The 13,008-nt window shown below is 68.3% G+C and carries 12 protein-coding genes and 1 pseudogene; 5 read left to right on the top strand and 8 right to left on the bottom strand.

Annotated elements, in window-relative coordinates:
* Positions 1-3: 3 nt before the first annotated feature.
* From ACTWQH_RS19210 to ACTWQH_RS19190, 5 genes and pseudogenes are all read left to right on the top strand, one after another.
* Positions 4-831: an ABC transporter permease gene (locus ACTWQH_RS19210; RefSeq protein ID WP_443287853.1), complete on the top strand. Its 828-nt coding sequence runs from the start codon at positions 4-6 to the stop codon at positions 829-831.
* Positions 828-1,643: an ATP-binding cassette domain-containing protein gene (locus ACTWQH_RS19205; RefSeq protein WP_443287852.1), complete on the top strand. Its 816-nt coding sequence runs from the start codon at positions 828-830 to the stop codon at positions 1,641-1,643. The genes ACTWQH_RS19210 and ACTWQH_RS19205 overlap by 4 nt, the downstream gene beginning before the upstream one ends.
* Positions 1,640-2,161 (top strand): annotated as a pseudogene (locus ACTWQH_RS19200) (hypothetical protein); the annotation flags it as partial. The gene ACTWQH_RS19205 and the pseudogene ACTWQH_RS19200, both read left to right, overlap by 4 nt.
* 243 nt (positions 2,162-2,404) lie before the next feature.
* A complete protein-coding gene (locus tag ACTWQH_RS19195) occupies positions 2,405-2,536 on the top strand; it encodes a hypothetical protein (RefSeq protein ID WP_443287915.1) in 132 nt (43 codons plus the stop codon).
* A 304-nt stretch (positions 2,537-2,840) separates the two neighbouring features.
* The gene (locus ACTWQH_RS19190) at positions 2,841-3,740 is read left to right on the top strand and encodes an aminoglycoside phosphotransferase family protein (protein ID WP_443287851.1); all 900 of its coding nucleotides are present in this window, start codon (positions 2,841-2,843) and stop codon (positions 3,738-3,740) included.
* 25 nt (positions 3,741-3,765) lie between these two features.
* Here the strand turns inward: ACTWQH_RS19190 and ACTWQH_RS19185 are convergent, their stop codons facing one another.
* From ACTWQH_RS19185 to ACTWQH_RS19150, 8 genes are all read right to left on the bottom strand, one after another.
* Entirely contained in the window at positions 3,766-5,349 is a 1,584-nt protein-coding gene (locus ACTWQH_RS19185; protein ID WP_443287850.1) for a hypothetical protein, read from the bottom strand.
* A gap of 15 nt (positions 5,350-5,364) precedes the next feature.
* Entirely contained in the window at positions 5,365-5,691 is a 327-nt protein-coding gene (locus ACTWQH_RS19180; RefSeq protein ID WP_443287849.1) for a helix-turn-helix domain-containing protein, read from the bottom strand.
* Positions 5,692-5,702: 11 nt separating this feature from the next.
* The gene (locus ACTWQH_RS19175) at positions 5,703-6,812 is read right to left on the bottom strand and encodes a tyrosine-type recombinase/integrase (protein WP_443287848.1); all 1,110 of its coding nucleotides are present in this window, start codon (positions 6,810-6,812) and stop codon (positions 5,703-5,705) included.
* Between the two features lie 202 nt (positions 6,813-7,014).
* Positions 7,015-7,581, bottom strand: a complete 567-nt coding sequence (locus ACTWQH_RS19170; protein ID WP_443287847.1) for a hypothetical protein — start codon at positions 7,579-7,581, stop codon at positions 7,015-7,017.
* A 660-nt stretch (positions 7,582-8,241) separates the two neighbouring features.
* Entirely contained in the window at positions 8,242-9,732 is a 1,491-nt protein-coding gene (locus ACTWQH_RS19165; protein WP_443287846.1) for a hypothetical protein, read from the bottom strand.
* 580 nt (positions 9,733-10,312) lie between these two features.
* A complete protein-coding gene (locus ACTWQH_RS19160) occupies positions 10,313-10,588 on the bottom strand; it encodes a hypothetical protein (RefSeq protein WP_443287845.1) in 276 nt (91 codons plus the stop codon).
* 617 nt (positions 10,589-11,205) lie between these two features.
* Positions 11,206-11,559, bottom strand: a complete 354-nt coding sequence (locus ACTWQH_RS19155; RefSeq protein ID WP_443287844.1) for a hypothetical protein — start codon at positions 11,557-11,559, stop codon at positions 11,206-11,208.
* Positions 11,560-12,060: 501 nt separating this feature from the next.
* The gene (locus ACTWQH_RS19150; RefSeq protein ID WP_443287843.1) at positions 12,061-13,002 is read right to left on the bottom strand and encodes a UDP-glucuronic acid decarboxylase family protein; all 942 of its coding nucleotides are present in this window, start codon (positions 13,000-13,002) and stop codon (positions 12,061-12,063) included.
* Positions 13,003-13,008 lie beyond the last annotated feature (6 nt).

Below are 13,008 nucleotides of genomic sequence, written 5' to 3'. Positions count from 1 at the left end.
CGGATGGCCCTGATCCGCGCCGACCTCAGGCGCTACGGCCCGGCCTGCCGCGCCTTCGCCGCGCTGCTCGCGCGCGATCTGCGCATCATCCGCCGTAACCCGGGGATGTTCGTCATCCAAGCGGCCATGCAGCCCCTCTCGTTCGTGTTCATCTTCGCCTACGTGATCCCCACGGCGTCCGGCTCCTCCGGTACGGCGGCCCAAGGGAACTACGCAACGACGCTCGTGCCAGGACTGATGGCGGTCTGCGTGGCGATCCAGGCGGTGACTGCGGCGATCACCCCGCTCATCGCCGAGTTCGGGGCCGGCCGAGAGATCGAGGATCGTGTGCTCGCCCCGTTGCGGACGACCACGCTCGGCCTCCAGAAGATCGTTTCGGCGACGATCCAGTCGATGCTCGCCGGGCTGCTCGTCCTCCCCCTGGTGCTGCTGGTGCACGCGCCCGGTCGTGCACCTGAGGTGACAGTCGCGCACTGGCCGCTCTTCCTGGTCGTCCTCACCGGATCCGGCCTGCTCGGCTCCTCGCTGGGTCTGCTTCTCGGCACTCTCATCGAGGTTCAGCAGGCCAATCTGCTGTTCGCCACTGTGCGGGTACCGCTGGCCATGCTCGGCTGCGCCTACTTCAGCTGGGAGGCGCTGGACGCGACGCCGTGGCTACAGGTGGTGGCGCTGATCGACCCGGTGACGTACATGAGCGAGGGGATGCGCGCCGTGCTCACCCCACAGGAACCCCATCTGCCATTGGGTGTCAGCCTGCTGGTCCTACTGGCGAGCACGGCCCTGGTAGGCCTGTCCGGACTGATCTGCTTCCGCCGCCGGGCAGTGCTGTGACGCCGGCCCCCGAAACCACAACGGCGGCCTCAGCGAGGCCGGAGACGACACAGTCCGCCACTCTCCCACTGCTCGCCATACGCGCGACGGGCCTCCGTAAGAGTATTGGGGTGGTGTCCCAGGCGAACACCCTCGACCGCGCACTGTCCATCTACGAGAACCTGGAGTTCCGCGGACGCTACTTCGGCCTGCGCGCCGCCACCGCCCGCGCCCGCGCCACCGAATTGCTCGACACCTTCGAGGTGGGCCACCGAGCTACGGCGCGCCCCTCGGAGCTGTCCGGGGGCCAAGCGCAGCGTGTAATGATCGCCAGAGCCCTCATGCACCGGCCGGACGTCCTCTTCCTGGATGAACCGACGACGGGCGTCGACCCGCAGAGCCGACTGAAGGTCTGGGAGGTGCTACGGAACCTCCATGGGAACGGCCAGACCATCCTCCTCACCACCCATCACATGGAGGAGGCCGAGACACTCTGCGAGGAGATCGCCATCGTCGACGCTGGAGCCGTACTCGCCAACGGGACGGTCGAGGAACTCGGCAAGCAGGTCAGCATGGACACCGAAGTGACCTGTACCTACGACGGCGAAGCCGCACCCGTCGCGCCGTTCATCGCCGCACGACCAGGCGTCCGCCTCGTCACCGTGGACGCCCGACGGGTCCGGGTGCGTGCCGCGGGCCCCGGGGGCCTCGTCGCCGCACTGGTCGAGGCAGGGGCGATGAGCGGACTCACGGTCCAGGATGTGGCCACCCGACAGACAAGCCTTGAGGACGTCTTTCTCAAGCTCACCGGCAGCGCGTACCGCGACCAATGAGCGACTCCTCTTTGACCTTGAGACTCCCAGGCGGAACGGTGCGACCTTCAGGCAGGCCGCTGGGTCTCGTTGGTCGTTGGTGGGCGATATCTCCCCCGGGCCGGACCAACCGAGGACGGTTGTTGGTCAGTGGCGGATCTGCCACGGTCTCGCCACCACCTGACGATCGCGTTGCCACGGCCGTGCCGTCGGGGCGCCGACGACCCGGGTGGTGGTCCCCGCCGACCACGGCCCCGGCCGCGCCTGGGAGCAGGGCCCGGCCATCCAAGCGGCGATCCCGGCGCAGGCGACTGCACCCACGAGAGTGGGATACGCCCCGCTTCAGTACCGCAGCCCAAGAACGGCAGAGCCAGCTCGACGCCCTGGCCGAGGCGGGCTGCGACCCGGCGTTCTCCGAGAAGATCAGCACCCGGATCAAGGTCCGGGAGTCCGCCAAGGCCATGGACTTCGCCCGGACCATCAAGAAGGCCGTCCCGCACCAGCGAGTGCTCGTCACCGTGCACGAGATGAAACGAGTCGGACGCGGCGCCGTCGAGCTCCTGACTATCGCCGAGGACCTGCGCACCGCCGACATCGAACGTGAACTCCTCACCGGACCGCTGCAAGGGTCTACAACCCCTCCGGACGCAGCGCCGCCCTCTTCGCGGTCTTCGTCGGCGTCGCCGAGTCCGAACCCGAGTACATCCGGGAGAAATCCCTCGAAGGCCAGGCATCCGGCTGCGACCGCGGCCGCCACGGTGGACGCCTCAGGGTCTTCGACGATGACATGGCCGCCTACGCCCGCGCTCACCAACAAACTCGTCATCCCCACCGGCAAGAACAAGGGCGAACACCTCTCCATCGCCTCCGTCTACCGCGTCCTCGCCGAGACCGAGGACGCTCCCGAGACGTAACCCTGATCGCTCTCAGCTACTTGTCGCTTCGCGACAGCTTCGGGAGTACAGGGCCGCGATCCCCGTGAGTTCGCGAAAACTGAAGGGAGATCATCGGGAACCTGAGGGTCCGGTGCCGCCATTTTCATCGACGGACCCCTGAGTTCATGGTGAACACGCTGGATCGACTTCGACAGGCGGGCGCGTGGAGTCCACGTAGCGGAGGACGGCCAGTCGAGAAAACCGATCGACAGACGAGTCCACGATGCACTGTGATGGCTCCGACTGCCCGCCGCATGGAGCGGGCCCACCGCAGGAGTTGTTCTTGGCAACCGGGAGAACCGCGGACCCTCGCCCCGTGATCGATGCCGCGCTGGCCAGGCGCCTGGTCGATACGCAGTTCCCGCAGTGGGCCGAGCTGCCTCTCAAACTGCTCGACCCGGCCGGTTCGGACCATGTGATCTACCGGCTGGGCGAGGACCTGTCCATCCGGCTGCCCCGCCATGCGGGGGCCATCAGGCAGGCCATGAAGGAGTCAGAGTGGCTTCCCAGGCTCGCCCCGCATCTGCCATTGGCCATCCCAGTACCGGTGGGGGTGGGTGAGCCCGACTTCGACTATCCGTGGCCGTGGGCGGTGTCCCGCTGGCTGGACGGCGAGGTGGCGACTGCCGCGGCCCTGGCCGACTCGTCCCGGGCTGCCGTCCAACTGGCGGAGTTCCTCACCGCCCTTCAGGCATACGTGCCCGAGAACTTTCCGGTCGAGGACGTTCGCGGGGACCTCACCGGTCGGCCGCTGGCCGACCGGGACCGCGCGACGCGGGCCGCTATCGCGGAGGTTGATGGTGCGTTCGACGCTGCGGCCATGACCGAGCTGTGGGACGCGGCACTGCGCGCCCCCGAATGGGATCGCCCTCCGGTCTGGTTCCACGGCGACTTCCACACCGGCAACCTGCTGACCGTCGACGGCCGCCTCAGCGCGGTCATAGACTTCGGCGGGCTCGGCATCGGCGACCCGGCCTGTGACCTGACCATCGCCTTCACCCTCATGTCTGCCGGGAGCCGGGCTGCCTTCCGCGCCACGCTCGGCGTCGACGATGCCACCTGGACCCGGGGCCGCGGCTGGGCCCTGGCCACCGGCCTGAACGCCTACACCTCCTACGCCGCCGTCAATCCCCGGGTCGCCGCGCAGACCACCCGCCAGATCACCGAGGCTCTGATCGGCTAATCAGCTGATTCCGGGATATGTGGGTTCATGGAGAACGCCCCGGGCCCATTTCGGGCTCAGGGCTGAGGAGCTTGCGGGCGGAGTCGGCGTAGCGGATAGCGGTCTTCTCATTGATGCCGAAGACGAGCGCGAGGTGGAGCGGGTCGGCGCCGTGGGTGAGCGCCTCCTCCAACTGCCGGTCGGCGCGGAGCCGTTCCAGGGTGGCGGTGAGGTTGCGGGTTGCCCGGGTGGTCCAGAGCTTGCCGGCCGGGCCGAGCTCGACGGCGGTCTTCTGAGTGATCAGCAGGTGCGGGTTGGCCGTGTTCGGCCAGCGGCTGCAGCGGTGGTCGAGCCAGTCCAGGACAGTTCGGCGGGTGAGGTCGTCGAGCGGGCGGACGTGGCCGCCGACGGTGATGCGCCGGTTGCCCAGGTCGACGTCGTCAAGCTGCATCGTGCGGATCATCTTCGGCCGTGCCGCGTGGACGGCGGCCAGGGCGATGATGAGCCGGATGTCTGGGGTGGTTGCGGTAGCGATGGCCTCGTCGATGTCCGCCTGGGCGAGGGCTTGGAGGACGCCGCCGGTCTGTCGGGGGACACGGATCCGGATCGTGGGGTTGCGGAAGATCTGGCCGTTCTTCTTCGCGTGCCGGAACAGCGACCGCAGGGCGACGATCCGGCTCTCGCGCTGTTTGCCGGTGACAGCGTCCCGGGCCGCGATGATGTCCTCCCGGGTGACCTCTCGCAGGTGCTCGTATCGGGTGGACCACTCCAGCAGCACCGGGTGGATCTCACCCAGGTAGGCCCATGCCGTGTGCCGGGAGCGAGGCTCGGACCGCGGGCCACCGTCGAGGAGCGTACGAGCCCAGGCTTCGACGGCGCGGCGGATGCCCGGGGCCATCCCGGCGAGTTTCCGTTCCAGCCACCGGTCGACGGCGGGGGCGCGGTCGTCGGTGAACAGGCCGAGGCGGTCGAGGGCTTCGGCGGTTCGCACGACCGGTAGCCCTCGGGCGCGCAGGGCCGGGAAGAGCTCGGAGTACCGGATCGACTCACCTTCGCGGTAGCCGGACAGCACGATCACCAGGGCTCGGTTCACGTCGCTGGCGATCCAGCGGCTCCAGCCGCGGACCTCTCCCAGTGCCCGAGCGGTCCTCCGGGCCCGCACCAGCCAGGGATTGGCCAGGTCAGCATGCCGCTCCCGATCGAACCGGCGGAAGTCCCGCGTGGCGGTGAACAGCGTCAGTTGCAGCCATTCCGTGATCACGTGAGACGGGTCGTGAGGCGGCGGCTGCTTCACGACCCGTCGCCCGGCTTTGCCGACCAGCGGCCCGCCATTCTTGGGCCGCTGCAGGTTCGCGAAGAACAGCTGCTGGCAGGTCACCTGCCGTAAGTACGGCTCGATAACCGATGCCTTGCCGCTGGCCTTGATCGCCCAGGTTGCCTGAGCTCGGCAGAGACGGCAGTAGCCGTGTTTGTCATCGACCGGGACCTGCCGTCGGCAGCCGACGCATTCGCCGACGGCGTGTTGCTGGCCGTAGGTGTAGCAGCCGCGGCAGAAGCGGCCGGGCAACTGCCCCCAGGTGAAGCAGCCTGTGCAGGAGGCCGCCGGCTTGTTGTCGCTGATCTTTCCCATCGCAGTGCTGCCGGATCACATCGGCGGCAGCGAACGGCCGTCGCGACGCTTGGGCACGACCGGGGCCACCAGTGAGCCGGTTGTCGCTTCCTGGACGTCAGCCTGCTGGCCTGGGCGCCTGACGTTCTCAGGCTCGGGGATCAGCAGGTCGCCGATCTCGCAGCCGAGCACGACGCAGATCACGTCCAGATCCTCCAACTTGAGGGACACCGGCTGGCCGGACCACAGGCCGGACATCTTCCCGGCCGAGATCACCAAGCCGTGTTCGGCCAGGCTCCGCTGGAGTTCGGACGCCTTCCAGATGCCTTTGTTCGCGGCGGTCAGCCGCAGGTTCCACTTCATCCCATCAGTCCTCACAGCCGCTTCGCGGCCCGCTGCTGCCCGGACACCCAGGCGTCCTCGACCCGGGTCTGCTGGACGTGGATGTACCGCATCGTGGTGGCGATCCAGGAGTGCCCGAGGACCTCTTGGATCCCGAGCAGATCAAGACCCCCGAGGTAGAGCTCGGACGCGCAGAAGTGCCGCAGGACGTGTGGCGTGAGCGTGTCGGCCCAGGCGGGCAGATGGGCCTTCGCCGCGGCCGTCAGACCGTTGCGTAGCGCGTCGTCGCCGACCCGGCGCGAGGAGCCGTCGGTGTTCTTGCGCTCGGACGGGAACAGCGGGGCACCGGGACGGGTGTGGTCGTCGTCGAACTGGCCCCAGACGTCCTCGATGAACCACCGCAGCGTGCGGTCGGCGCCGTTGATCAGCGGCACCATCCGCTCGCGTGGGCCCGATCCGCGGGCGCCCTTGCCGTGACGCACGTGGAGCTTGCCGAAGCGGCCCAGTTCCCACTTGATGTCGGCCAGGTCGAGCTTGCACGCCTCGCTCACCCGCAGGCCGACCTGGGACATCAGTTTCGCTGCGGTGTGGTTCCGCGCAGTTGGGGCGAACTTGCGGCAGGTGGCCAGCTCACCGCCCCAGCCGGTGAACAGCGTCTTGATTTCCGGCTCGGTCGGCGGGATCCGCAAGGCCGCTTCCTTGGATCCGCGCGGCCGGTTCATCTCGTCGATCGGGCACTCGACCACGCGCCCGGTCATCCGGTGGATCTCGACCTTGTGCCGCAGCTCCAGGAATAGGAAGTACGTGGTCAGCGCCTGTGCGCGTGCCAGCCGGGTGCCGCTCGGCGAGCCCAGCAGCACCTTTCCGAAGTACACGTCGGCGTCGGCCGGCTCCATCTCCCATAGCGGCCGGCCGAACCAGGCCCGCATCTGGTCCAGGTGTCCGACGTCCCCGCGGATAGTCCCGTCCGCCAGACCTGCCGAGGCCCGCGCGAGCACGAACCCGGCCAGCACGTCGGTCTCGAACCGCTCCAGTTCCTCCGAGGAAACCGGACTGCGGAACTCGCGCAGATCGCGTACGGCAGCCAGCGCCAACCCAAGCCTCCCCACCTTCAGCCCGACCGCAGACCGGTCGGACAGCATGAGAACGCTTCAGGAATCCCGAAGTTGCGTCACCCGGTGACATGGCACCCGGAAGAGGAAGAACCCCTGGCCACAGCAGCAGAAACTCAGCGGGCCTCAGGAGAACTCACGGGATGTCGCACACACCGACGACCGGACGACCGGCCAGGTGACCCGCTGAGGGTGGGGCAGAGCCTGGTCCTCTTTTCGATGTCGGCCACGATTATCCGCACCCTTGGAGTTCTTCGAACCTCGGCTTCCGGCCGCTCGTTCGAGCGCTGTCGCTCTTGTCCCTGTAGGCGGCGAATTTGGCCTCTGCTCTTCGACTGTCACCGTAGGGCTGGGTTCTCATGGCGGTATCCGTCTGGTACCACTGACCCGCGGTCTGGAAGTACATGGTGAAATGGTCGAACTCGGCGCCGTCGGGGGAGTCGACTGAGTACTGGATGCAAGGAGGGAGAGTTGCGATTCTGTAAAATATCCTGCTCGTTTCATCGAGCAGCAGGACGTGGTAGGCCGGAATCAGACTGCGGTTTTCGATGAGAAGCTGCCGAGGACCGTCGCCTTCCTCGTCGACATGCCACGCGACGCGGTAGGCGGTTGCGAGGCGGTTCGCCAGCCGCTGGTTCGAATATGCCTTGTCCGACGCGTCCACCGACAGGGAGAGGCTGATACTGGAGATGACCAGAGCCAGAACCGCACCCAGAGCGATAATCACCTCCGAGCTGAACTTCACCTTCTCCAGAAGTGACAGGTGCTTCCATACCTGGCGTCCGGATTGAAGACCCATGGTGACCGACCTCAACCGTGGGGGATCTCTGATCTCCGTATCGTGACAGTTGCGGTCCGGACGCGCCCACCGGCGCGCCTGGACGCGCTTGACCGTCGAGCCGCATGTGGCCCGCCGCGAGCGCGGTCGTCGCCGCTTGGTGACCGTTGTGGGGCGTGCGCGGGTTGGGCTGGGGCGGCTGCCTGATCATGTCTGTGACCCAGGCATGGTCGACATCGCCGGCCCGCAAGCCCGGACTGGGTGGAGCCCCGGGGATTCGGCAGGGGGCGTGGTGAGGCGATGCGGGGAAGTCGGCGTGCGTGGCCCGGCGTCGTCCCCTGGCCACTAGCGGCCCCGCTGCTATCCCGTCGATCCCGTGGCTGGCAGGCTGGCCGACTCCGGACCCCAGGGCTGCCCCGTAACGAGCCTGCTACCTCGTCGGCGACATCGACACCGGCCGGGCCGACGCGTACGACACCGCCGACCGTATCCGCTCCTGGCACATCTGATTCACGCCGTCCCCACGTACCGGGCGTCCGGGCACGCTCTGCTGGTGGGCGTGAGTGATGCGTACGAAGTAGGGGAGGGACCACGCCCCCGGTTGAGTGCTGGTCGCGCGGCGGCCGGAACCTCGCGGCCGTCTCTCCTCGGGGACGTGCCGTCTCATCGGTCGAGCGCGGGTCATTCCTGGTTGGGCTGCTCGCCGGTGTCCTTGTCCTCGGTCTCTTCGGCGGCATCGACCTCGTGCTGCCCGCCGCAGACTTCTGCGCTGTCACCGACCTCCGTGGCGACGACGTCCGGGCTGTCGGTCCGGGCGCGGTCCGGTTCGGTGAGGGCAGCGGTGCCGTCGTCGAGGACGATCGTGGGCCGGTGCCCGCCGGTCTCGGTCAGGGAGGCAAGGCTGTCGGCGACGCGGTCGTAGCAGGTGGTCGCCAGGGCCCAGTCGCCGTCGCCGTCTGCGGCGGTATGGCGGGTGGTGTGCAGGGTGATGAGGACGGCGATCAGGGACCGGCCGGAGACGTTGGCGGCGATCCGTCCTTCGTCCTGGTCGGTGATCTGCGCGGGGAGCCGGAAGTGTGGATGAGCGCCGGCCTGGCTGGCGAGCCAGTCGAGGGTGTCCTGGTGACACACCAGCCGAGCGGAGGCGATCCGCGCAGCTCGTGTCAGTAGCTGACGGTGCTGCTCCGTCACCGGAACCTTCTCCTGTTCCGGGTCGGGAGAGGACTCCGCCGTGGCGGTGTCCAGCCGTTCGGTGAGCTCGGCGAAGTCAGCCCGCACCACCGCCAGCTGTGCCTCACCCTCCGCCGGCCGGGTGGTGGTCTCCAGGCGCTGGGACAACGCCGCGATCTCCTCGCGTGCGGCCGCGATCTGCTCGGCGAGCGCATCGTCGGGCTGCTGGGACTGCGGCTGAGCCGGGGTGGTCAGGACATCGGCGAGCGCGGCGATCTCCTCGCGCAGGTCGCCGAGCTGCTCGGCGAGCCCGGCCGTATCGGTGGCCGGGCGACCGGCCGGCTCAAGCTCGGAGCCAGCGGGGGCGGTGACGGAGCCGTTCAGGCGCCCGATGTCTTCCCGTACGCCCTCCACCCCAGCCGCGAGCGGGTCCAGCTTCGACGTCAGCGCCGTGAGGACGGCGTCGGCCACGCGCGTCGCGAACACACTCTCCTCCGCCACGGCCTGTGAAGGCAGCGACGTCGGGGCGGCGGCGTGCGCCGCCGGCAGGGCGGCCTCCACGGGTCCTGTCGCCACGGCGCCCCGCACCCACCCGTCCGGGTCCTCGCCGGGAACGTCTGCGGACACGCCCTCTTCGGCGTTGCGCTCGTGGCCCTCGTGCTCGGAAGGCTCCCCCGGCGCTGCCGCGGATGGCGCGTCCGGGTGACCCCGCAACTCGGCACGAAGCAGTCCCAGCTCTTCCGTGACGCGAGTCAGCATGCCTCTGACCTCGAAGCTGAGTTCGCCACCGGTCTGCGTCAGGCGGTTCCTCGTGTCCCGCAAGTTCTCCCGCATCCGGCTCAGCTCGGCCGTCACGTTCTCCTGAATAGACGTCATCCCCTCGGAGCTGGACGTCTGCACCTGCTCGAAGCCCGTCTTGAGCGCGGCTTGCAACTCCTTACGGGTATCGAGCAGCGTGCCGTGCAACATGCTCAACGCCTGGGTCTCGTCGTTGCGCGCCAAACCCACTCCTCATCTCAACCGGAAGTCATCCCCCGGATCCCTGGCGCCGCGCCCGTACCGGAAAACCCGGCCCCAGGGCCGCACTGGCGCGCGAGAGGGCACACCCCCTCCGCCGCGTGCCCCCAACGGGCTCTCCACCCCCTACCGGCGCTAGGCGGATCGTCCAGGCTACGATCAAGGTGTCTTTGCAGCTCAGCGGCTTTCTCGCACGATCATCCATGTGCAGGGGCGCGTGCCGGGGACCCGCCCGTCTGGCCCCTCTGTGGTCGCTGGATCGCGGTCTCCGATTCCGTGGCCAACCTGCGGCCAGATTTGCGGTGCTGGCGCCCGAAGCAGTGTATCGTCGCAGGTCAGGGTTCTGCTGTCGGAATTCTCCAACGTTCTTGAAAACCGTCGTGGCGTAACCCGTCACCGTGGGTTCAAATCCCACCGCCTCCGCCTCTGCGGCAAAGCCGCAGCTCACAGCGGGTGCCGCCTCCCGGGCGGCACCCGCTTCCGCTGTCCGTCTCACTCTGAGTCACCGCTATCCCGGCCCAGATCAGTTCTCACGGGCCATACACGGGCCAAATCCGGGCCCGTCTCACACCGTCTCACCAGCCAATTCCTTCGCAATCAGCTGGTTCGACCGTGCTCGATTCCCGTGCAGGATCCTCGCGTAGAAGCGGCCCAGCACGGCGATGCTGTGCCCGGCCCGTTGCGCGACCTCCGCCGGATCGACGCCCGCCTTGATCCACAACGACACCCCGGCATGCCGCAGCGAGTACGGCACCTCAGCCAGCGGCGTGGCGGCCTCCTCGGGCGTCAGCACCTTCCCCCGGGCCGCACTCCACACCTCGCAGTACTCGGTGGACCGCACCCGCCCACCCCGAGCCGCCCGGAACAACCGCCCATCCTCCGCCGTCCCGTACCTGCGCATGTGCTCCCGCAGCATCCCCACCAGCACGGGCGGAACCGGCACCGACCGCGTCGCCCGGCGCGCCCGCCGCTTCAGCCCGCGCTTCTCATACGACTCGCCACTATCGGTCCGTCCACCCAGCCCCGACCTCCGGTCGGCTCTCCCCCAACAGCAACTCCCCCCACTCGCCCGCAGTCTCCTCGCCATCCGGCGGCAGGAGACAATCGCTCTCCTTGAGCGCGGCGATCTCGGCGGGCCGCATCGCCGCGTAGTACAGGCACCCGAAGAACGCCTCCAGATGCTCTCCCCGAGGCCCTTGCTCCTTCACAGCGGCGAGAAGCTTCCGCGCGAGCGACGGCCCGGGACGTAGCGAAAGTCCACCTCGTCGTCGGTCCCCAGCGCCGCCCAATCAACCCGCGCAAACAGTCCCCGTCGACGACGGGTGCAACCAACGCCGGTCTGGCCGTGCGTCCGAGCGGACAACGCCGACCTGGCTGTGGCGTTCAGACACGCGCAAGGGCCGAACAGAGCGGTGGCCCCAGAACCGGCTGGTCTGGGGCCAGGGGTGCGTGGACCGGCTACGCGGCGTCCTGCTCGACCTCCTTGCCGTCGGGTGCTTCCCGGCCGGTGGTGAAGGTCACGGCGTTCCACATAGGAGGCGTGCGTGCGGCCGCAGCCTTGCGGAGTCGGGCTTCCTGGGTGCGCCCCCAGGCGCGGAGCCAGGCGATGCGGTCCTTGCCGGAGGTGATACCGCAGGTTTCGATCCAGGCGATGAACTGCTTCTTGGTGGGGATCGCCTTGCCGTGGAGGATGCGGTGAATGGTGCTGTGCGGCAGCTCACCGTGGCTGCCGGCATGGCCCTCCATGGTGCGAAGCGGTGGCGCTCCGGCGCGATGGTAGAGGTTGATCATCGCGGGGATCAGCTCGGCCATGTCGCGTACGAGCTCAGGCTGAGAGGGGGCGTAGTACGCCTCGGCTTTCGCAATGTTTGCCGATAGCGTGGAGGGGTACTGGCCTCGGCATTTCGTGGCATTCACGCCCCAGCGAGGGGGTTTCCCCACCGCACATTGATGCGGCGGTGTCCCCGTCGAATTGCTGCACAAGTCCGAGCCTGGGAACCTCGCTGTGCACGTTGTGCTGCACGTGTGCCTGCATGTACAGATGTAGGGCACCCCTTGGCTCACGGGCTCCAACCGAGAATCGCGGGGAACGCACACCGCGCCGGGTGTCTTGCAGCCCCTGCGCACGTGGGCTGACGCCACACGTCGGCGTCAGCCCACACCCGTAGCGAATCGACCCGCCCGACGAGAACTGTTCGCGTCGTCGGGTGCCCGCAGTCGTGACCGGACCAGCGGCTCGCCAGGCCATTTCGTTTGCGATCGCCGCGCGGTGAACCGCGGCGAAGCGTTCGACGAGGCGACCGACCTCAGCCGTCAAACAACCTCGGGGTGGTCCCTGAACCACTCGATCACCCGCGCGAGCCCGTCGGCCCGAGTCACTTTCGGCTCCCAGCCCAGCTCGTTCCTCGCTAACGCGATGTCAGGGAGCCGCCGTTCGGGATCGTCCGGCGGGCGTTCGACGAACTCCACCGAGGACGCGGAACCCGTGATGGCGATGATCTCCTCGGCCAGCTCCAGCATGCTGACCTCCTCGGGGTTCCCCAGGTTCACCGGGCCGCCGTCACCGCTCTCCGTGAAGCGGACGATGCCCTCCACGATGTCGTCGACGTAGCACAGCGAACGGGTCTGCGAGCCGTCACCCGCGACCGTCAGTGGTTCCCCGGCGAGCGCCTGTCTGATGAAGGTGGGGACCGCGCGACCGTCGTCCCCGCGCATCTTCGGCCCAAAGCAGTTGAAGATCCGCACGATCCCCGCGTCCGCGCCCCGGTGACGACGGTAGGCGGCAGTCAGCGCCTCGCTGAAGCGCTTGGCCTCGTCGTAGACGGACCGGGGCCCGATCGGATTGACGTTGCCCCAGTAGGACTCGGGCTGCGGGTGTACGGCCGGATCGCCGTAGACCTCCGACGTCGACGCCATGACGAAACGGGCCCCCGCCGAGACCGCCGCGTCCAGCAGATGGAACGTGCCCAACGAGCCGGCACCCAGCGTCTCGATCGGCAGGCGCAGGTAGTCGGGAGGGCTGGCCGGAGACGCCAGATGAACGATGACGTCGACGTCACCGGCCCTGGAGAACGGCAGCGTCACGTCGTGCTCAATGACTTCGAGCCGGTCGTTCGACACGTACTCGGCCAGGTTCGCACGAGTGCCGGTCAGGAAATTGTCAACGCACAGCACGCGATGACCCATACTCAGGTAATGTGCCGTCAAATGCGACCCCAAGAACCCGGCGCCGCCGGTGATGAGTAATGTCGCCATCGTTTT

The organism is Streptomyces sp. 6N223 (assembly GCF_052246635.1).
Classification (GTDB): Bacteria; Actinomycetota; Actinomycetes; order Streptomycetales; family Streptomycetaceae; genus Streptomyces.
Note: the sequence above shows the minus strand (reverse complement) of the source record. Positions and strands in the feature narration are given on the sequence as shown.